General features: G+C 65.4%; 24 protein-coding genes. 15 read left to right on the plus strand and 9 right to left on the minus strand.

Features of this window, described 5'->3' with window-relative positions; all coding sequences use genetic code 11:
- Window positions 1-22 precede the first annotated feature (22 nt).
- The 10 genes from P1X14_RS12140 (at window position 23) to P1X14_RS12185 (ending at window position 8,208) form a co-directional block, all read left to right on the plus strand.
- Window positions 23-1,687, plus strand: a complete 1,665-nt coding sequence (locus P1X14_RS12140) for a formate--tetrahydrofolate ligase (protein ID WP_277315633.1) — start codon at window positions 23-25, stop codon at window positions 1,685-1,687.
- Between the two features lie 182 nt (window positions 1,688-1,869).
- Window positions 1,870-2,316 (plus strand): hypothetical protein, encoded by a 447-nt coding sequence (locus P1X14_RS12145; protein ID WP_277315634.1) that lies wholly within the window; start codon window positions 1,870-1,872, stop codon window positions 2,314-2,316.
- A gap of 23 nt (window positions 2,317-2,339) precedes the next feature.
- Window positions 2,340-3,161, plus strand: coding sequence for a sterol desaturase family protein (locus tag P1X14_RS12150; protein ID WP_277315635.1), 822 nt, complete (start codon window positions 2,340-2,342; stop codon window positions 3,159-3,161).
- Window positions 3,162-3,234: 73 nt separating this feature from the next.
- Window positions 3,235-4,020 carry a uroporphyrinogen-III C-methyltransferase gene (gene cobA, locus P1X14_RS12155; protein WP_277315636.1) on the plus strand — a complete coding sequence of 262 codons (786 nt, stop codon included), beginning with the start codon at window positions 3,235-3,237 and terminating at the stop codon, window positions 4,018-4,020.
- Window positions 4,017-4,313 (plus strand): DUF2849 domain-containing protein, encoded by a 297-nt coding sequence (locus tag P1X14_RS12160; RefSeq protein ID WP_277315637.1) that lies wholly within the window; start codon window positions 4,017-4,019, stop codon window positions 4,311-4,313. Before cobA ends, P1X14_RS12160 begins: the two co-directional genes overlap by 4 nt.
- A 1-nt stretch (window position 4,314) precedes the next feature.
- Window positions 4,315-5,946 carry a nitrite/sulfite reductase gene (locus P1X14_RS12165; protein WP_277315638.1) on the plus strand — a complete coding sequence of 544 codons (1,632 nt, stop codon included), beginning with the start codon at window positions 4,315-4,317 and terminating at the stop codon, window positions 5,944-5,946.
- Window positions 5,939-6,391, plus strand: coding sequence for a DUF934 domain-containing protein (locus P1X14_RS12170; RefSeq protein ID WP_277315639.1), 453 nt, complete (start codon window positions 5,939-5,941; stop codon window positions 6,389-6,391). The genes P1X14_RS12165 and P1X14_RS12170 overlap by 8 nt, the downstream gene beginning before the upstream one ends.
- Window positions 6,384-7,148, plus strand: coding sequence for a phosphoadenylyl-sulfate reductase (locus P1X14_RS12175; protein WP_277315640.1), 765 nt, complete (start codon window positions 6,384-6,386; stop codon window positions 7,146-7,148). Before P1X14_RS12170 ends, P1X14_RS12175 begins: the two co-directional genes overlap by 8 nt.
- Before the next feature lie 44 nt (window positions 7,149-7,192).
- A complete protein-coding gene (locus P1X14_RS12180) occupies window positions 7,193-7,747 on the plus strand; it encodes a hypothetical protein (RefSeq protein WP_277315641.1) in 555 nt (184 codons plus the stop codon).
- Window positions 7,748-7,857: 110 nt separating this feature from the next.
- Window positions 7,858-8,208: a hypothetical protein gene (locus P1X14_RS12185; RefSeq protein WP_277315642.1), complete on the plus strand. Its 351-nt coding sequence runs from the start codon at window positions 7,858-7,860 to the stop codon at window positions 8,206-8,208.
- Here P1X14_RS12185 and P1X14_RS12190 read toward each other — a convergent pair.
- Window positions 8,205-9,491 (minus strand): Hsp70 family protein, encoded by a 1,287-nt coding sequence (locus tag P1X14_RS12190; protein ID WP_277315643.1) that lies wholly within the window; start codon window positions 9,489-9,491, stop codon window positions 8,205-8,207. The two genes, P1X14_RS12185 and P1X14_RS12190, sit on opposite strands and share 4 nt — an antisense overlap.
- A 75-nt stretch (window positions 9,492-9,566) precedes the next feature.
- A complete protein-coding gene (locus P1X14_RS12195; RefSeq protein WP_277315644.1) occupies window positions 9,567-11,060 on the minus strand; it encodes a replicative DNA helicase in 1,494 nt (497 codons plus the stop codon).
- Between the two features lie 80 nt (window positions 11,061-11,140).
- Between P1X14_RS12195 and P1X14_RS12200 the strand changes: the two genes are divergently transcribed.
- From P1X14_RS12200 to P1X14_RS12210, 3 genes are read left to right on the plus strand one after another with little or no spacing between them, the layout of a single operon-like run.
- Entirely contained in the window at window positions 11,141-11,620 is a 480-nt protein-coding gene (locus P1X14_RS12200; protein ID WP_277315645.1) for a UPF0262 family protein, read from the plus strand.
- A 36-nt stretch (window positions 11,621-11,656) separates the two neighbouring features.
- The gene (locus P1X14_RS12205) at window positions 11,657-12,319 is read left to right on the plus strand and encodes a GH25 family lysozyme (RefSeq protein WP_277315646.1); all 663 of its coding nucleotides are present in this window, start codon (window positions 11,657-11,659) and stop codon (window positions 12,317-12,319) included.
- Complete coding sequence (locus P1X14_RS12210) at window positions 12,316-12,759, plus strand: cytidine deaminase (protein WP_277315647.1); 444 nt, start codon at window positions 12,316-12,318, stop codon at window positions 12,757-12,759. Before P1X14_RS12205 ends, P1X14_RS12210 begins: the two co-directional genes overlap by 4 nt.
- Here P1X14_RS12210 and P1X14_RS12215 read toward each other — a convergent pair.
- The gene (locus tag P1X14_RS12215; protein WP_277315648.1) at window positions 12,756-13,763 is read right to left on the minus strand and encodes an NADP-dependent oxidoreductase; all 1,008 of its coding nucleotides are present in this window, start codon (window positions 13,761-13,763) and stop codon (window positions 12,756-12,758) included. The genes P1X14_RS12210 and P1X14_RS12215 overlap by 4 nt on opposite strands.
- Before the next feature lie 176 nt (window positions 13,764-13,939).
- Here P1X14_RS12215 and P1X14_RS12220 point away from each other — a divergent pair, with 176 nt between their 5' ends.
- The gene (locus tag P1X14_RS12220) at window positions 13,940-15,841 is read left to right on the plus strand and encodes a sialate O-acetylesterase (RefSeq protein ID WP_277315649.1); all 1,902 of its coding nucleotides are present in this window, start codon (window positions 13,940-13,942) and stop codon (window positions 15,839-15,841) included.
- Between the two features lie 8 nt (window positions 15,842-15,849).
- On the opposite strand, the gene P1X14_RS12225 is transcribed toward P1X14_RS12220, so the two are convergent.
- The gene (locus P1X14_RS12225; protein WP_277315650.1) at window positions 15,850-16,332 is read right to left on the minus strand and encodes a hypothetical protein; all 483 of its coding nucleotides are present in this window, start codon (window positions 16,330-16,332) and stop codon (window positions 15,850-15,852) included.
- A gap of 121 nt (window positions 16,333-16,453) precedes the next feature.
- On the opposite strand from P1X14_RS12225, the gene dcd reads away from it, so the two are divergent.
- Complete coding sequence (dcd, locus tag P1X14_RS12230; protein ID WP_277315651.1) at window positions 16,454-17,008, plus strand: dCTP deaminase; 555 nt, start codon at window positions 16,454-16,456, stop codon at window positions 17,006-17,008.
- A 111-nt stretch (window positions 17,009-17,119) separates the two neighbouring features.
- Here dcd and P1X14_RS12235 read toward each other — a convergent pair whose 3' ends face one another.
- The 5 genes from P1X14_RS12235 to P1X14_RS12255 all read right to left on the minus strand — a co-directional run.
- Window positions 17,120-17,485: a tetratricopeptide repeat protein gene (locus tag P1X14_RS12235; protein ID WP_277315652.1), complete on the minus strand. Its 366-nt coding sequence runs from the start codon at window positions 17,483-17,485 to the stop codon at window positions 17,120-17,122.
- A 206-nt stretch (window positions 17,486-17,691) separates the two neighbouring features.
- Complete coding sequence (locus tag P1X14_RS12240; RefSeq protein WP_277315653.1) at window positions 17,692-18,120, minus strand: biopolymer transporter ExbD; 429 nt, start codon at window positions 18,118-18,120, stop codon at window positions 17,692-17,694.
- Between the two features lie 28 nt (window positions 18,121-18,148).
- On the minus strand, window positions 18,149-18,625 hold the full coding sequence (locus tag P1X14_RS12245; protein ID WP_277315654.1) for a biopolymer transporter ExbD: 477 nt from the start codon (window positions 18,623-18,625) through the stop codon (window positions 18,149-18,151).
- A 101-nt stretch (window positions 18,626-18,726) separates the two neighbouring features.
- Window positions 18,727-19,491 carry a MotA/TolQ/ExbB proton channel family protein gene (locus P1X14_RS12250; protein WP_277315655.1) on the minus strand — a complete coding sequence of 255 codons (765 nt, stop codon included), beginning with the start codon at window positions 19,489-19,491 and terminating at the stop codon, window positions 18,727-18,729.
- Window positions 19,492-19,576: 85 nt separating this feature from the next.
- The coding region (locus tag P1X14_RS12255) for an energy transducer TonB (RefSeq protein ID WP_277315656.1) at window positions 19,577-19,922 on the minus strand (346 nt) is incomplete at its 5' end.

Genomic DNA, 19,922 nt, shown 5'->3' on the forward strand with positions numbered 1-19,922 from the left:
CGTCGCGCTACCGTCCGCCGCGATGCTGACCGATATCGAAATCTCGCGCGCCGCGGCGCTTCGCCCCATCCCCGAAATCGCCGCCCGGCTGGATATCCCCGAGGCGGCGCTGCATCCCTATGGCCGGGCCAAGGCCAAGGTGGATCTGGGCTGGATCGAGGCGCAGCAAGCTGACGAGGGCAAGCTGATCCTGGTCACCGCGATCAACCCGACCCCCGCTGGCGAAGGCAAGACCACCACTTCGGTGGGGCTGGCCGACGCGCTGACCCGGATCGGCAAGCGGACCGCGCTTTGCCTGCGCGAGCCGTCGCTGGGACCCTGCTTCGGCACCAAGGGCGGGGCGGCCGGTGGCGGCTATGCGCAGGTGGTGCCGATGGAGGACATCAACCTCCACTTCACCGGCGATTTCCACGCGATCACCAGCGCCCACAATCTGCTGGCCGCGATGATCGACAACCATGTCCATTGGGGCAATGCGCTGGATATCGACGTGCGGCGGATCACCTGGCGGCGCGTGCTGGACATGAACGACCGCGCGCTGCGCGACGTGGCGCAATCGCTGGGCGGCCCGGCCAACGGCTTCCCTCGTGAAAGCGGGTTCGACATCACTGTTGCCAGCGAAGTGATGGCAATTCTGTGCCTTGCGACCAGTCTTGAAGATCTGGAAGCAAGATTGGGCCGGATCGTGGTGGCGCAGACGCGCGGCAAGCAGCCGGTTACCGCGCGCGACCTGAAGGCGGACGGGGCGATGGCCGTGCTGCTGAAGGACGCGATCATGCCGAACCTCGTCCAGACGCTGGAGGGCACCCCTGCCCTGCTTCATGGCGGGCCGTTCGCGAACATCGCCCATGGCTGCAATTCGGTGATTGCGACCCGCGCGGGCCTCAAGCTCGCCGATTATGTGGTGACCGAGGCCGGGTTCGGCGCCGATCTGGGCGCGGAGAAATTCTTCGACATCAAATGCCGTCAGGCGGGGCTGAAGCCGGCCGCGGCGGTGGTCGTCGCGACGGTGCGCGCGCTGAAGATGAATGGCGGGGTCGCCAAGGCCGATCTGGGCAAGCCCGATGCAGACGCGGTGCGCCGCGGTGGCGTCAATCTGGCGCGGCATCTGGAGAATGTCCGCCAGTTCGGCGTGCCGGTGGTGGTGGCGGTGAACCACTTCACCAGCGATACCGAGGAAGAGACCGCCGTCATCGCCGAGATCGCGGCGGCGCAGGGGGCCAAGGCCATCACCTGCACCCATTGGGCCGATGGCGGCTCGGGCGCGGAGGCGCTGGCCGAGGAAGTGGTGACGCTGACCGGCGGTGGCGCGCAGTTCGCGCCGCTCTACAGCGACGACCTCGGGCTGTTCGAGAAGATCAACACCGTCGCGACGCGCATCTATCGCGCCGAGGAAGCTGTGGCCGACCCGAGCGTGAAGGCGCAGTTGAAGCGCTGGGAAGAAGCCGGGTTCGGGCATCTGCCGGTGTGCATGGCGAAGACGCAATATAGCTTCTCGACCGATCCCGCCGCGCTGGGCGCACCCACCGGTCATGTCGTGCCGGTGCGCGAGGTGCGGCTGGCGGCGGGCGCGGGGTTCGTGGTGGCGATCTGTGGGGAGATCATGACGATGCCGGGCCTGCCACGCGTGCCGGCGGCGGAATCGATCCGCATCGGCGCGGACGGGGCGATCGAAGGGCTGTTCTGAGAACCTCATGCCCTTTCCCAGCGGAGGCTGGGGTCCAGTCGCACTGAAGAGGTTGGAGAGGGTAGAACGCAACAATATCCACCTCTGCAACTGGGCCCCAGCCTTCGCTGGGGAAGGAAGATTTTCAGAGGGATCGGCACCGTAACGATGGAACGTCGCCGTCGCTCACCCGTTGGCCGGGGATGAAGCTGTTCCTTCCTCTCGCCGCGCTGGCGCTTGCCGCATGCTCGTCCGAGCCGGTCAACCAGACTGCCGATCTGCCCGAGACTGCGCCGCCGGTCGCGACGCCGGAGCCTGGACCATCCACCACGCCGATGCCGGAGCCTGCCCGCTATATCGGCCGCTGGGCAGCGACGCCGCAGCTTTGCGCCGGGGGCGTATGGCGGTTCGAGGAGATGGACCTTTCCACCGCAGGCGAAGTCTCGTGCGACTTCCACCGCGTGGCGAATGTGCCCGGCGGTTATGATGTCGCCGCGACCTGTTTTGCCGAGGGCAATCGCAGCGAGGAAGCGATCAGGCTGCGCTTCCCGGCGAATGGCGGCGGCATGACGGTGGAATCGAAGCTTTTCCAGCCGGTTAGCCTGATCCGGTGCGATGCAAACAAGGACGAGTCGAGCAAGGACCGTTAACCTTAGCGTGCCATGATGGGCGCATGGACGCGCTGGCCCCCATCATCGACTATGTGCTGCTGGCAGCGCCCGTATGGATCTTCGCGTTCGCATTCATGACCGCGCTCGAGCTGTTGCTGCCGCGAGGCAGGAATTCCATCGCCGGGCGCATTCCCGGATTGATGTTCTGGGCGATCTGGCTGCCCGCGACCTGGGCGGTCTATGGGCTGTTCCATCAATTCTGGGCGTATCTGGGCATCCGTCCGCTGATCGTGTTGCCGCTGTCGCTCGACTGGACGGGTGCCATCGCGGTAATCGCGGCGCCGATCGTCGGCGCGATGGTCGGCGACTTCTTCTTCTACTGGTTCCACCGCGCGCAGCATCGCTGGCTGTGGCGCTATCACGCCGTGCATCATTCGATCCGCGAGATGAGCGCGGCGAACAGCTATCACCATATCAGCGAGCCGGTGGTGCACACCCTGCTCTATCTGATCCCGACCAGCCTGATCGTGTCCTATACCGGCCCGGTCGCGCCGGCGATGACGGTGCTGCTGTATCTGCACGCCAGCTATATCCATTCGCCCGCCGCGATCAGCTTCGGACCCGGCCGCGCGCTGTTCGTCGACAATCGCTTCCACCGCATCCATCACTCGCTCGACGAGAAGCATTTCGACCATAATTTCGGGGCGTTCACGACCATCTGGGACCGGTTGTTCGGCACGGCATGGTATCCGGCGAAGGACGAATGGCCCGATGTCGGGCTGGCCGAGGTGGATCAGCCGCGCACCGTGGCGGAATGGATCACCCTGCCCGGCCGCTATGCGCGGGCGACTGCGACTGCGGCTGCAAACCCTGTGGTTCGATAGGGAATAGTTTCCCTACCCGCACCCCAACCAACCCTCGGTTGTCCTGCGCCGCCCTCCGGCCCATTTCCCCGGCATGGCATCCCTTCTCGATCCTTCCGCGCGTGGGCGCGTGATCCTTGTCGGTGCGGGTCCGGGCGATCCGGGCCTGTTGACCGTCCGCGCCGTGGAGGCGCTCGCGCAGGCGGACGTGCTGGTCCATGACGGGCTGGTCGATCCGCGCGTGCTCGATCTGGCGCCGCAGGCGCACCGCATTTCGGTCGCCAAGCAGCGTTCCAAGCACACGCTGTCGCAGGACGCGATCAACGCGCTGATCGTCGCGCATGTGAAGACCGGCGCGATCGTGGTGCGGCTGAAGGGCGGCGATCCCTTCATCTTCGGTCGCGGCGGCGAGGAAGTGGAAGCGGTGCGCGCGGCCGGACTGAAGGTCGAGGTGATTCCGGGCATTTCGGCGGCGCTTGGTGCCGCGGCGGAAGCGATGCTGCCGCTGACCCATCGCGACTGGTCGAGCGCGGTCAGCTTTGTGGCGGGCCAGTGCAAGGGACTTTCCGACCAGAACTGGTCCGGGCTGGCCGGCAAGGGCCGCACGCTGGTGATCTATATGGGCGTCGCGACCTGCCCCGATATCAGCGAGAAGCTGATGAACGACGGCGTCGCGCCGGACATGCCGGTCGCGGTGCTGGAGCGCGGTACGCTCGAGGGTTCGCGGGCGATGCGGACCCTGCTCGCCGATCTTGGCCCAATGGTCGAGCGCGAGAAGGTCAAGAGCCCGGCGATCATCGTCGTGGGCGAAGTCGTCATGCTGTCGGACGCCGAGAGCAAGCTGGCGAGCTGGGCCAAGGCCGCGGAGGCGCTCGCATGAAACTGCTGACCGGAAACGACCTCGCCACCGGCGACGTGACCTGGTGGACCGGCTCGGGCTGGTCGCGCCATGTGGAGGAAGCCGCGGATGTCGGCGATCAGGGCGAAGCGATTGCGCATGCCGAAGAAGGCGCGCGCCGGGTCAACGCACCCTATGTGATCGACGCGACGGCGACGCCCGAAGGCCCCCGCCCCGCGCATATCAAGGACCGCGTCCGCGCGCTCGGCCCCACCGTGCGCCCCGACCTGACGCTGAAACCCGCCGACCCCAATGCCGGCAGCTGGGTGATCTGACATGTACAAATACGACACTTACGATCAGGCGATCGTCGATGCCCGGGTCGAGGAATTCCGCGACCAGGTGAACCGCCGCCTTGCCGGACAGATCACCGAGGACCAGTTCAAGCCGCTGCGGCTTATGAACGGTCTCTATCTGCAGCTGCACGCGTACATGCTGCGCGTCGCCATCCCCTATGGCACGCTGGACAGCCGCCAGATGCGGATGCTGGGTCATATCGCGCGCAAGTACGACCGTGACTATGGTCACTTCACCACACGCCAGAACCTCCAGTATAACTGGATCAAGCTGGAGGACGCACCGGATATCCTCGCCGATCTCGCTTCGGTGGAGATGCATGCGATCCAGACGAGCGGGAATTGCATCCGCAACATCTCGTCCGATCAGTTTGCGGGTGCCGCGGCCGACGAGATCGCAGATCCGCGCCCCTGGGCCGAACTGCTGCGCCAGTGGAGCACCTTCCACCCCGAATTCAGCTATTTGCCGCGCAAGTTCAAGATCGCGGTGATCGCGTCGGACGAGGATCGCGCGGCGATGCGCCTGCACGATATCGGTATCCAGATCGTCGCCAAGGACGGCGTGCTGGGCGCCAAGGTGTTCGTCGGCGGCGGCATGGGCCGCACCCCGATGATCGCGCCGGAAATCAAGGACTTCGTGCCGTTCGAGGACTTCCTGAGCTATATGGAAGCCTGCCTGCGCGTCTATAATCGCTATGGCCGCCGGGATAATATCTACAAGGCGCGGATCAAGATCCTGATCCATGAGATCGGGGCCGAGAAGTATACGCAGGAAGTCGAGGCTGAGTTCGCCAAGGTGAAGGCGCTGGGCATCGATCCGCCGCGCGCGGAGCTGGAGCGGATCGAAGCCTTTTTCGCGCCGCCGGCCTATGAGGCGGGTGCGTCGGACGCAATCGACCGGACCGATCCGGACTTCGCGGTGTGGCTCGACCAGAATGTCCTGGCGCACAAGGCGCCGGGCTATGTCATCGTCAATATCAGCCTGAAGCCGACGGGCGGCATTCCGGGCGACGCTACGTCCGCGCAGATCGACCTGATGGCCGACCTGGCGGAGAAGTACAGCTTCGACGAGTTGCGCGTGACCCATGCGCAGAACATCGTCCTGCCGCATGTGAGGAAGGCCGATCTCTACACGATCTGGCAGGTGCTGGCCGACAACGGGCTGGCCAAAGCCAATCTGGACCTGATCAGCGACATCATCGCCTGCCCCGGTCTCGATTACTGCTCGCTAGCCAATGCGCGCTCGATCCCGGTTGCGCAGAAGATCGCGACGCGTTTCTCCGATCTGGGCCGCCAGCGCGACTTGGGCGAGCTGAAGCTGAAGATCAGCGGCTGCATCAACGCCTGCGGCCACCACCACGCCGGCCATATCGGCATTCTGGGCGTCGACCGTAAGGGCGTGGAGAATTACCAGCTCCTGCTCGGCGGATCGGGCGCGGAGGACGTGTCGCTCGCCAAAATCACTGGCCCCGGCTTCAGCGAGGACGGCATCGTCGACGCCGTGGAAAAGGCAACCGACGTGTATCTGGCGCAGCGTACCGATGGGGAGCGTTTCCTCGACACCTATCGCCGCATCGGCATGGAGCCGTTCAAGGAGGCGATTTATGGGTGATGTCAACGATTTGCCGGCGAACGCCGGCGGGCTGCGCTACCGCAACGACGAGCCTCATGACGAGCCCGCTGTCACGCTGGACGCATTCCTCGGCCAGTCGAACGCCACCGCCGTCCGCATCGAGGCAGGCGACGAGATCGCGCCGCTGCTCAGCCAGCTCGACCGGCTGGCGCTGGTGGAAGTGAGCTTCCCCAAGTTCCGTGACGGCCGCGGCTATTCGACCGCGCGCATCCTGCGCGAAGCCGGGTACAAGGGCGAACTGCGCGCGCAGGGCGATGTGCTGGTCGACCAGATCCCGCTGATGCGCCGCTGCGGCTTCGACAGCTTTGCCCCTGAGGCCGAGATCGACCAGGCGACGCTGACCGCGGCGCTGGAACGGTACGAGTTCGTCTATCAGGCCGCGGCCGACGAGCATGTGCCGGTGTGGAAACGGCGGCATGGCTGACGCCGACATTAGGAAGGTTGATCGTATCGACCTGACGCCGCGCTTCACCGAAGCCGATGCGGTGCGCCTGAACAACATGTTCCGCGGCGCCGACACGCTGGAAATGCTGCGCGCGGTGCTCGGCAATCACATGCTGGGCGATGTCGGCATCGTTTCGTCCTTCGGCGCGGAGAGCGCCGCGCTGCTCCACCTGATCGCCAGTGTGGATCGCAGTATCCCGGTGATGTTCATCGATACCGGAAAGCACTTCCCCGAGACGCTGGCCTATCGCGACCAGCTGGCCGAACTGCTCGGCCTGAACCTGCGCATTCTCTCGCCCGATCCCGAGACCATCACCAAGCGCGACGAGACGGGCCTGCGCTGGTCCTACGATCCCGATGGCTGCTGCGAGATCCGCAAGGTCGCGCCGCTGGAAAAGGCGCTGGTCGATTTCGACGCGACGATCACCGGCCGCAAGGCGTTCCAGGCGAGCACGCGCGGCAATTTGCCCCGCTTCGAGATCGACGGGGACCGGCTGAAGGTGAACCCCTTCGCCAGCTGGACCAAGGCTGACCTCGAAGCCTATTTCGAAGCGCATGACCTGCCCCGGCATCCGCTGGAGGCGCAGGGCTATCTCTCGATCGGCTGTGCGCCGTGCACCAGCGTGGTGAAGCCGGGCGAAGACCCGCGTGCGGGCCGCTGGCGCGGCTGGGAAAAGACCGAGTGCGGCATCCATACGCCCACCGACGATAACGATCCGAACCTGCCGGTGTTCTGATCCGCCGGGTTTGACCGGCCTTCATGATATGTTATCACACGGCCATGCCGATGCTGGCCGCATTGCTCATGATGGCTTCCGACGACGCCGCGACACTGCGCGAGGCGATCGTCTCGCGCTGCGACATCGCTCCCGAACGGCTCGCGATCGAGCAGATGGATGGACAGGCCGAGGCGGTGCTGGCGCTCAAAGGAAGCGCGCCGCTGAACGATATGCAGCTCGATTGCTTCGGAAAGGAGATCGCGGGCGCACAGACTGTCGGCTTCACCATCGAGGATGATGCGATCAGCCGGCGTTACAGCACCCTTGCCGCCACCCGCGCGCTCGACAGTCTGGGACGGTCGGCGCCGCTGCCGGTATTCGACCGCGGGCGGGAAAGCGTCGCGGCCTATGCGGTGCGGCTCGAGCGGCTGTGCGGCGTCGCACCGCGTTCGACCCTGCGCGCGGTGCGGGGCAATATCGAGGTGATCCCGAGCGCGATCGACCGCAAGGGCCGCGCTTTCCTGCGCGTGCATTGCACGATCACTACGGCTTCGGCCGCCGGGTTCAGTCCGTTCGGCACGGTGCCGGAGGTCCCGCTGCACATCGAAGTGCGTTGACGCGCCCCGCGCATTCTGTTCCCTTCCCTCCAGTGCCTGCCGATGCGGCGGAGATGCGGACCAACCGCGCCCGTCACAGCCTGTCCCGGTAGCGCATGTGGAGAGTGATGATGGATCGCAATTCGAAGGAGCAGGCGCTGCGCCTGCATGAGTGCCTCGACTATATCGGCCTGCGCGCTCAGGCGACTTCGGTGGGCCTGTTGCAGCTTTGCGCGGAACTGGTCGCGGTCGGCGTGCTCGATGACGACGCGGTCGACCGGATCAAGGACGCCATCCAGCACGACATCACCGTCTCGCGCCCGCGCAAGCATGGCCAGATGGAATTCGAGACGGTGCTGCGCAAGCGGCTGGACGCCGTGTTCCCCCGCGTCGCCGACCCGACCATCGGCATCCGCGTGGGCACCGCCTGCGACATGAAGGTGGCGATGGGCGATGTATCGCCTGTGACAGCGCCGAACTAACCGGCCCAGGCCGCCACATCCTCCTCCTGCGCGACCAGCGCGAGGCCGTGGGCGATCGAGGTCAGTTCGCCGCCCGATCCGATGCGAGCCTCGCCGAAGCGGGTTTCGAACAGGCGGCGCACGGCGGGGATCAGCGACGAGCCGCCGGTGAGGAAGACGCGGTCGATCGCCGTTTCCGCCACGCCTGCCGCGGCGAGGGCATTGTCTATCGTCGCTTCGATGCGGGCCAGATCGGGTGCGATCCATTCCTCGAACTGGGCGCGGGTCACTTCCGCCGAGATATCGATGCCACCGCCCGAGAAGGCGAAAGCCGCGGCTTCCTCGCCTGACAGCGCCCGCTTCAGCCGGCCGACGGCTTCGTAGAGCGGGAAACCCAGTTCATTCTCGATGATCGCGATCATCCGGCCGATGGCGGCAGGATCGCTGGCGGCATGCTGTAGCTTGTGGAGTTCCTCCAGCGTGCGGCGGTTTCGCATCAGCGCGAGCCGAGACCAGTCGCTGAAATCGGTGAAATAGCCGCGCGGGATCTCGAGCAACTTGTCGAACGAGCGGTAGCTGCCGCCCTGCCCCAGCATCGGCAGGACGAGCTTGTCGACGATGCGCGCGTCGAACCGGTCGCCAGCGATGCCGATACCCGCATGGCCGAGCGGGACGCAGCGCTGCGCCGCGCCGGGTTCTGCCACGCGGACGATAGAGAAATCGCTGGTGCCGCCGCCGAAATCGGCGACCAGGATCGTCGCGGGGTCGCTCAGCCGCCGCGCATAGCTGAACGCGGCGCCGACAGGCTCGTAGACATAGTGGATCTCGGTGCCGAGCGTGGCGAACATGGCGTCATAGCGCTCGCGCGCCAGTGCAGGGTCGGGGCGGCTGCCGGCATATTCTACCGGACGGCCCACCACGATGCGATCAGGCATCTTGTCGAGCTTGCCGCCCGCATGGCTCACCAGCTTGCGGAGAAAGGCCTGGCCGAGTTCCTCGAAGCGGAGCCGCTTGCCGAAGATCGCGGCATGCTCGAACGAAGCACTGGCCGCGACCGACTTGAACGACTGGATGAAGCGGCTGCCCTCGGGATATTCGAGATATTCGGCGATGGCCCATGGCCCGGCCTCGACCGCCATGCCGCCGCGCACGGTCTCGTCTTCCCAGAAGCACAAGGCCGAGCGGAATACCGATCCGGTCGCGGCAGGCGCGGCGAATTCGACCATCTCGGGCGCGCCGCCGTCCGCGGCCAGCGCAGCCACGCTGTTCGTCGTGCCGAAATCGAGGCCGAGCGCATTCGTCACGTCCGAAACTGCCTGTGCTGCCGTTGGGGGACGGCGCCTATGGCGTCCCCAAGCGCATCGGGCAAGCGCAGACGGTCAATAACCGCCGGGAACGAGATCGCTGAACTTGGTGAACTGACGCTCGAAGCGCAGATCGACCGAGCCGGTGGCGCCGTGACGCTGCTTGGCGATGATCACCGTCGCCTTGTTCGCCACCTCTTGCTGGTGATCGAACCACGCCTGGTATTTGGCGATCTCGTCGGGTGTCGAGCGATCGGTCGGCTGGGCCGGTGCCTTGAAATCGTGATAATATTCGTCGCGATAGACGAACATCACGATGTCCGCGTCCTGCTCGATCGAGCCGGATTCACGAAGGTCGGACAGCTGGGGGCGCTTGTCCTCGCGGCTTTCGACGCCGCGGCTGAGCTGGGAAAGCGCGATCACCGGAACGTGGAGTTCCTTGGCGAGCGTCTTCAGGCCGCGGCTGATTTCCGAGATTTCCTGCACGCGGCCATCGCCTTGGCTGCGGCTGGAGCCGGTGAGCAGCTGGAGATAGTCGACCACGACCATGCCGATCTTGTGCTGGCGCTTCAGACGCCGCGCCCGGGTGCGCAGCGCGGCGATGGTGAGGCCGGGCGTATCGTCGATGAACAGCGGAAGCTGCTCAAGATCGGCGGCGGCGCGGGCGAATTTCTGGAAGTTTGCCGGGCTGAGATCGCCGGTACGCAGTTTTTCCGACACGATCTCCGATTGTTCGGACAGGATACGCATCGCCAGCTGATCGGCCGACATTTCGAGGCTGAAGAAAGCGACCGGTGCGCCGATCGACTTTTCCTCGTCGATCCCGGCTTCCTTGTCGTCGATCCAGCGGCGCGCGGCGTTGAACGCGATGTTGGTGGCGAGCGAGGTCTTGCCCATGCCCGGGCGCCCGGCGAGGATGATCAGGTCCGAACGGTTCATGCCGCCGGTCATCGCGTTCAGGTCCGACAGGCCCGAGGTGATGCCCGACACGCTGCCGCCCGAGTTCATCGCGCGCTCGGCCTGTTTCACCGCAAGCGCGGCGGCGCGGGTGAAGCTCTTGGCCCCGCCCTCGCTGTCGCCCTTCTCGGCGACTTCGTAGAGCTTGAGTTCGGCAATCTCGATCTGCTTGGCGGGATTGATGTCCACGCTGGTGTCGAGCGCGCCATCGACCATGTCCCGACCGACTGTCACCAGCGCGCGGAGCATGGCGAGGTCATAGACCTGATCCGCGAATGCCCGTGCGCCGATCAGGCTGGCCGGATTGCCGGTGAGCTGCGCCAGATAGGCCGGACCGCCCAGTTCCTTCATCGCCGGGTCCGCGGCGAACATCGGGCGCAGGGTGACCGGAGTCGCGAGGCGGTTGTCACCGACCAGAAACGCGATCTGCTCGTAGATGCGGCCGTGAAGCGGCTCGAAGAAATGCTCGGGACGCAGTTTCTGGAGTACGTCCTCGGCGATGCGATTGTCGATCATCATCGCGCCGAGCAGCGCAGCTTCCGCCTCGATGTTCGCGGGAAGCTGCACGCCTTCGGGCGCGCCGGGGGCGGGAAAGGGAATCGGCTGGGCCATGGGCAATCCTGTCGTCGAGCGACCTTATAGCATCAACCACAACGCTTGTGGAAAACGGGGGAAACACGGATAGGGCGTGCATGTCGGACCCGCGCATCATCGATGTCACGCTGGACGAGCGCACCATCCTGTGGCGCTCGGCCGATATCGAGCAGGAACGGCGCATCGCGATCTTCGACCTGATCGAGGACAATCATTTCGCGCCGGTGCTGCGCAGCCCCGACTATGCCGGGCCGTTCAAGCTGCACCTGAGCGTGGAGGAGGGGCGGCTGGCGCTGCACATGATGCGCGCCGACGGGTCCCATCTCGAAACGCTTGTGCTGGGTCTCGCTCGATTCCGCCGCCCGATCCGGGATTACTTCGCGATTTGCGACAGTTACTATCAGGCGATTCGCAACGCCTCGCCCGCGCAGATCGAAACGATCGACATGGCGCGGCGCGGCATCCACAACGAAGCGGCCGACCTGTTGAAGGAGCGGCTGGAGGGCAAGATCGACGTGGATTTCGACACCGCCCGCCGGCTGTTCACGCTGATCTGCGTGCTGCACATCAAGGGCTGACCGGTGTCGCCTCGCGTTCTCTGGCGCAGAACGCGCGTGTTCGCCGGGGTCACGCTGGCGCTGGCGCTGATCGGCCTCACCGGTTTCCTGCTGGCGATCAACTGGAAGCCCGACGAACGCGCCTTTCCCGAACAGGGCATCGACGTGAGCGAGCGCAATGGCGCGATCAACTGGTGGGGCGTGAAGCGCGCCTATGGCGTGCGCTTCGTCTATGCCCGCGCGACGATGGGCGCGAAGGAGCGCGATGCGCGCTTCGCCGATTACTGGCGCGGCCTGTACGAAGCCGGCATCCCGCGCGGGGCGATCCATGTGTTCTCGCTGTGTCAGCTTGCCGCGGATCAGGCAGGCAATCTGGTCTCCACCGTGCCGCGGTCCGACGATCAGTTGCCGGTGGCGCTGATGCTCGATTTCGAGGGCAGCTGCCCTGCCCGGCCCGAACGCGACGTGGTGATCGGCGAGATCAACCGCTTTCTGGAGGGCGTGGAGGCGCATACCGGCAAGCCGGCGATCCTGAAGGTGTCCAGCGCGTTCGAGGATCGATATCGGGTCAGCGCCGGAATTCAGCGCAAGCTGTGGAGCGTGCAGGCCTTCTTCCCCGGATCCTATTTCGACAAGCCATGGACGATGTGGCAGGCATCGAGCTTCCGCCGCATCGAAGGCGTGGCGGGCATGGTCAACTGGAATGTGATGGTCAAATGAGCGATGTGACACCGGCAATGCTGATCGCGGAGGCCCGCAAGGCCGCGCGCAACGCCTATGCACCCTATTCGGGCTTCGGCGTGGGGGCGGCGGTGCTGCTGACCGACGGGACGATCGTGACCGGCGCGAATTTCGAGAATGCGAGTTACGGCCTGTCGCTGTGTGCCGAGACGGTGGCGCTGGCGACGGTGAGCGCGCAAGGCCGGTTGCGCGACGTGGCGGAAATCGGGGTGATCGGCGGTCTGATCGGCCCCGATGGTCCGGCGGGCACGACGCCGGTCAGCCCTTGTGGCCGTTGCCGTCAGGTGATCAACGAAGCCGCCCAATTGGGCGACCGCGACCTGCCCGTCCATTGCGGCGCGGCGGAGGGAGACGCGATCACGACCTATCGCCTGTCCGAGCTGCTGCCGGCGGCGTTCGGGCCGAAGGATCTGATCTAGCTCGCGATCCGCACCACGACCTTTCCCTTGGCACGGCCGGATTCGAGATAGGCGAAGGCCTGGTCGATCTCGGCGAAGGGGAAGGCGCGGTCGATTACCGGTTCGATCTTCCCCGCCTCGACCAGCGCGCCCAGTTCGGCGAGTTCCGCCCCGCTGGGGTGCATGAACAGATAACGATATCTGACGCCATGCCGCCGTGCCGCGGCGCGCGAGCCGAAGCTGGCGAGCCAGAACAGCGCCTGCAGACCGATGCCGCGGTTCAGATCCTTCCGGGCGGTTTCGGGTTCGGGGAGGCCCGCGACCGACACCACAGTGCCGCCCCGCTTCACCACGCCGAACGATTTTTGCAGTGTCTCGCCGCCGAGCAGATCGAACACACCGTCCATGTCGCGGACATGATCCTCGAAGCGCTGGCTGGTGTAATCGATCACGACATCCGCCCCGAGCCGCTCGACAAGTGCGCGGCCGCGCGGCGATGCGGTGGTGGTGACATGCGCGCCGAGCCATTTGGCGATCTGGATTGCGAACGTGCCGACACCGCCCGCACCGCCCGGGATGAACACGCGGCTGCCGGGCTTGAGCTTCAATTCGTCGCGAAGCGCCTGAAGCGCGGTCAGCCCGGCCAGCGGGATGCCCGCGGCGGCTTCGAAATCGAGCGATGGTGGGATCGGCGCTGCGATATCCTCGTGCGCCACCGCATATTCGGCGAAGGCGCCCATGCGCGCCTTGTCGGTGCGGACGAATACGCTGTCGCCGGCAGCGAAGCGGGTGACGCCCTGCCCCACTGCTTCGACAACCCCGGCGAACTCGTTACCCATCACGGCGGGGAGCGTGTAGCGCTGCACGACCTTGAGCATGCCCTGGCGGATCTTGAAATCGACCGGGTTCAGGCCCGCGGCATGCACGCGCACCAGTATCTCGTTCGGACCGGGTTCGGGGCGCGGCACTTCGCGCAATTCGGCGACTTGTGGGCCGCCATATCTCGTCAGCACGAACGCTTTCATGCGCGCGACTATGCCGCAAAGATGCGGGCGCCGAAAGGCGATCCCGCGCAGGTGAGTTAGCGCTATCATTCTTCGCTTGCCATGCGCGCGCAGCACGGCAAGGTGCGTCAAAAGTGGAGGAGAGAGATATGCCGTCGAGACTGGCCAAGGCGATTTTGACAGCGTTGACGTGTTGCGTGGCGCCTTTCGCCTCCGCGCAGACTCTGCTCCATCCGATGTTTCAGGATCACGCCGTGCTTCAGCGCGACAAGCCGCTGCCGATATGGGGTGCAGCCAAGCCGGGCGAGCAGGTCAGCATCGAGATCGCAGGCAACAGCACGACGGCAACGGCAGATCGGGAAGGCAATTGGCGCGCGACCCTTCGCCCGATGCCGGCGGGCGGACCCTTTACGCTTGGCGTGACGGCGGGTGGGGTGACGCAGACGATCAGCGACGTGCTGATCGGCGAGGTCTGGCTGTGTTCGGGCCAGTCGAACATGGAATTCTCGGTCTCGCAGGGCCTCAACGCCCAGAGCGAGATCGCCAACGCCAATGATCCGCAGATGCGCCTGCTGAGCGTCAGCCGCGATTCCGCGCCCAACCCGCTCGCCACGTTCGGCAAGCCGGTATCGTGGCAGAAGGTGACGCCGGCCAGTATCGCCGACTTTTCCGCCGCCTGTTATTTCATGGCGCGCGACCTGAAGGGGCGGCTGAACGTGCCGTTCGGGCTGATCGATGCGACCTGGGGCGGCACTGCGGTGAATGCGTGGCGCAGCGCGGCGTCGCTTGCCGTCGATCCCGCCGCCAGCGAGAGCGGCGCGCTGCTGGCGCTGCATCGCAAGGATCCAACGGCTTCGGCTAAGCAATGGGGCGAGACATGGACCCGCTGGTGGCGCGAGCGCAGCGGGGACGCGGCCGGGCGCGAGCCGTGGCAGGCCGGTGCGCCGGGTGACTGGGCCACCCTGCCCGCCTTCGATTTCTGGGAGAAATGGGGTGTGCCGCAGCTCGAGGCCTATAACGGCATCGTCTGGTACCGCACCGAGATCACGCTGACCGACGCACAGGCGAAACAGGCCGTCTCGATCGACCTCGGCATCGTCGACGATATGGACATGAGCTTCGTCAACGGCATTCCCGTGGGCACGACGAACATGTGGGACGCGTTGCGATCCTATCCGCTGGCCCCCGGCACGCTGAAGGCCGGCGTGAACCGGATCGTGATCAGCGCGCTCGACACGTTCGGTCCCGGCGGCGCCTATGGAAAGCCCGAGCAGCGCGTGATCCGCTTGCGCGACGGCAGCACGATCCCGCTGCCCGAGGCCTCGAAATGGCAATACAGGGTCACGCCCGGCATCGGCGATCCGCCGCATGCGCCATGGGAGACCATCGCGGGGCTTTCGGGCATCTATAACGGCATGATCGCGCCGATCGGACCCTATGGGCTGCGCGGCGTCGCCTGGTATCAGGGCGAGGCGGATACCGGCGTTCCGGCGGGCTATGCCGGGCGTCTGGCCGGGCTGATGTCGGGATGGCGCACGCAGTTCGGCGATACCGGCCTGCCCTTCCTGATCGTCCAGCTTGCCAATTGGGGCGCGCCGAACACCGCGCCGATGGAGAGCGGCACCGCGGGCGTACGCGACGAACAGCGCCGCGCGGTCGCGGGCGATCCCAATGCCGCGCTGATCGTGGCGGTCGATCTGGGCGATGTGTGGGACATCCATCCCGCCAACAAGCAGGAAGTCGGCCGCCGTCTGGCGCTGGGCGCGCGGGCAAAGGCCTATGGCGAGCAATTGCCATGGTCCGGCCCCTGGGCGGTGAAGGCGAGCAAGGGGCCCGATGGCGTGCGGGTGCGCTTTGCCGGCTTCGATCGTGCGCTGGTCGCCTATTCCGCCAGCGATCCGATCGGGTTCGAACTGTGCGGGACGGCCTATGGCAGCTGCCGCTTTGTGCCTGCGCGGATCGACGGGGGCGATGTGGTCCTGGCGCCCGGCACCGGTCAGGCAGCTCGCGTGCGTTTCTGCTGGGGGGATAGTCCGCGGTGCAACCTGTACGACAAGGCAGGGCTGCCCGCGGCGCCGTTCGAGCTGGCGGTAGAGTAGCTGTAGTCTTAGGGCGCGAGTTCGCCGGAGCGGGCTTCACCCTTGGACTTGTCCCATTCCTGCTTGAGCAGTTGCTGGACATTGCTCTCGATAAGCTCGAGCCGGGTATAGGCCTCGATCGGATCGTTGCGCTCGACCGCAAGGATCAGCGCCTGAAGCGCGTCTGATATCGCGATATCCAGCTTGTGCTTCTCTTCCCGGCTGGGATTGAGGCGCAGCCGGATGGCGATGCGCTGTTCGTCGAGCGCTCCCAGCGTTTCGGCGGTTCGCGTTTCCAGCGCCGCGCGCACCGCCGGGTAAAGTGCGCCGGTGGCTTTCCGAAGCTCCTCGCGCCACTTCGCACGCTCGGTGGTGACCGTAGTCACAAACAGGTTCTTCCGCGCGACGGCGATGGTCGACATGTAGAGCAGCCAAGCACCCAGTATCGCACCCGATACGGTAATCAGCGCCGCCGCCACTTCGGGCGACATGCCAGTGAACCAGCAAAACATCCTGTCCCTTTCGGATCGCGGTCCCTGATCGCCGCGCATTTCGCGCCGTCATATCGCGATGCAGAGCCTCGGCGCCAATACCCCCCTTGCCCCGCGCGCGCGGACCCGCGAAAGCTCTGTCATGTCCATTCTTTCCGACCGCTGGATTCGCGAACAGGCAACCACCAACGGCATGATCGAGCCGTTCGTCGAGGCGCAGCGCCGCGAGGGCTGCATCAGCTATGGCCTGAGCTCGTACGGCTATGACGCGCGCGTCGCCGACGAGTTCAAGATCTTCACCAATATCGACAGTGCGGTGGTGGATCCGAAGGATTTCTCGTCGACCAGCTTCGTCGATCGCAAGACCGATGTGTGCATCATTCCGCCCAACAGCTTCGCGCTGGCGCGGACGGTGGAATATTTCCGGGTGCCGCGCGACGTGCTGGTGATCTGCCTCGGCAAATCGACCTATGCGCGGTGCGGGATCATCGTGAACGTGACGCCGCTGGAGCCCGAATGGGAAGGCCATGTCACGCTGGAATTCTCGAACACGACGCCGCTGCCCGCGAAAATCTATGCCAATGAAGGCGCATGCCAGTTCCTGTTCCTGAAGGGCAACGAGCCCTGCGAGACCAGTTATGCCGACCGCGCCGGCAAATATATGGGCCAGCGCGGCGTGACGCTGCCGCGGCTCTGACGCCGCACGGCAGGGCTACTGCCGCAAAAGAAAACCCTCCCCGGCCGGAGCCGGAAAGGGTCAGTCACTTCTGACGAAATACAGGCCGTTTCCAGCCTCGAAGCCGTACGATCAGCGTACGGTGAGCTGCGATGCCGTTTCGATGCGGCGCAGGCCGGTGTTGGCGACCGCATGCGAACCCGCGGTGCGATCCGCCGCGATATCCATCAGCACATCGCGCTGGCCGAGCACCTGGCGATACAGCGTCTGCGCCTCGTTCACCCGGCCGGTGCGCGAGTAAACGGCCGCGAGGTTGAGCAGCAGTTCGGGGCGGCCCGGATGGATGCGAAGTTCCTGAAGCAGCGTGCGTTCGGCGCTGGCGTAATCGCCCTGGGCAATCGCGACACTGGCAGCGGGATCATTGGCCTGCGCCTGGGCAGGCATCGCAACCAACGCGAGCGGAGCCATCATGGTGAGGCCGACAAGCAGGTGACGCATAATTCCCTCCATTCGCTGTGACGTCACGATTTCAGTGTCGTGACTGTTTGATGGAGTTTTTATGACATTTATGTTTCATATTCGCAAGCGACTTCGTGATCGCAGCCAGCAGGCGATCGCGCGCAATTTCGGCACAAAAAAAGAGGCGACCCGAAGGCCGCCTCCCATCTGGCCAGCGCCGGAGCGCGGCCGTGTTCGTTCAGGGCTTAGAAGTCCCTGCCGTACTGCTCGTTGCCGACGAAGCCGAGCTTGGTGATGTTCGCGCGCTTCACGATCGCGAGGACGTGATCCACCACTTCGTACCGCGCGGTCGGCGCGGGCTGGAAGTGCAGTTCCGGCTCGACCGGCAGGGCCTTGCTGGCGTCCAGATACTGGCGAAGCAGCGTGTCATCGACCGGAACGCTGTTCCAGTAGACGCGGCCCGCTTCGTCGATGAAGATCTTGTTCTTGTCCGGCTCGACCGGCGGCTTCACCTGATCCTTCGGCTGCTGCGGAAGGTCGATCTTCACCGCGTGCGACTGGATCGGGATCGTGATGATCATCATGATGAGCAGAACGAGCATGACGTCGATCAACGGCGTCGTGTTCATTTCCACCATCGGCTCGCCTTCGGCGCTACCTGCACTCATTGCCATGAGATAATTCCCTTAAAACGGTAGCCGATTACTGCTGCGAGTTGGGCGGCGGTTCGGAGATGAAGCCCACCTTGATGAAGCCCGCGCGCTGCATCGTGAAGATCGTGGCACCGATGCAGCGATACGGCGTGTTGATGTCGCCGCGGATATGCGCTTCGGGCAGTTCCAGGTCAGGCGCGGTCAGACCGCCCTGCTTGTCGATCTCCGACTTCAGCTTCTTCTCGGCGCGATTGAACAGCTCTTCGCTGGTCACCGGCGCCATGCCCCAATAAACCTGGCACTGGCCCTCAGGGCTGGCGCGCACGGCAAGGAGCACGTTCTCCGGCTTCGTCTCGGTCGGCTCGTACACCACCTTCGGCAGCGTCAGCTCGACGGACTGGATCACCGTCGGAATGGCGATCAGGAAGATGATCAGAAGCACCAGCATAACGTCCACGAGGGGCGTCGTGTTGATGTCCGACATCGCTTTGTCTTCGGCGGAATCTCCACCCACACTCATCGCCATTGGCGCTTATCCTATCTTTCGCATCCTGTCCCGGGCCGAAGATCGGACCGGATCCGTGGGGCGGACGAGGAATGCCCGCCCCACGGTGTATCCGAGCCTGATCAGGCGGCGGTCGTCGAGGCCTGCGGAGCCTTGGCGGCCGGAGCAGCACCCTTCTTGGCGACCGGGCGCACGCGACCGTCCGAAGCGAGGTAGCCGAGCACTTCGTTCGAGAAGGCGCTCATCTGCTCTGCGATCGACTTGTTGCGGCGCTGCAGCCAGTTGTAGGCGAGCACGGCCGGAACGGCGACGACGAGACCGAGTGCGGTCATGATCAGTGCTTCACCGACCGGGCCGGCGACGGTGCCGATCGAAGCCTGGCCTTCCGCACCGATCTTGATCAGCGCGCGGAAGATGCCGACGACGGTACCGAACAGACCGATGAACGGTGCGGTCGAACCGACCGACGCGAGGAATGCGAGACCGGTCGCGAGCTGCGAGTTGATCGTGCCTTCCGAGCGAGCGAGCGAGCCGTGCAGCCAGTCATGGGCTTCGATCGGATCAGTCAGTTCCTTGTACTGGTCCTGAGCGAGCAGCGCGTCGTCGACGAGCTGACGATAGGCCGAGTTCTTGGCGAGCTTCGCCGCGCCTTCGCGCAGGCTGTTGGCCGACCAGAAGGTCTGACGGACGCGCTTGCCCTGGTTGAGGATCTTCTGCTGCTCGAACACCTTCGTGAAGAGGATGTAGAGCGTGAAGAACAGCATCACGGTCAGGATGATCGCGGTCGCCCACGAGATGACGCCGCCTTCATTGAGAGCGTGCAGCACGTCGAAGTTGGCAGGCGGCGCTCCAGCGTTGGCCCCAGCGGCGAGAATGGTCGTGAACATGTTTGGATCTTTCCTCTAAGAATTTTCGCTTCGTCGTTTTCACAACTCCGGCGCGCGAGCTCACCCGGCGCGCCGGACACCCCAATCAGTCTTTCGGCAGCTCCCAACGGAACCGGCTCGGCCAGCTCGCGGGCATCTTGTTCCCTGCGGAATCCTCGGCCGGCGAGAACCGGGCGCGACGCTTCAGCAGCGAGCAGGCCGTATTGTCGAGCAATGCCGAACCACTCGATCCCGTGATGGTGCAGTTGGTCACCTTGCCGGTCGCGTCCACGTCGAGGCGGAAGCTGGTGGTGCCCTGCTGCTCACCGCGAAGCGCGGCGGCGGGATAGTCGTCGTTCGTCACCCAGCTCTGCGGGCTACCGCGCGGCGTCAGCTTCTTCGCCGGCTTGGGCGGAGGAGGCGGCGGCGCGGGAGGCGCAGGCGGAGCCGGC

Origin of the sequence: Sphingomonas sp. AOB5, assembly GCF_029433115.1 — a bacterium.
Lineage (GTDB): Bacteria > Pseudomonadota > Alphaproteobacteria > Sphingomonadales > Sphingomonadaceae > Sphingomonas.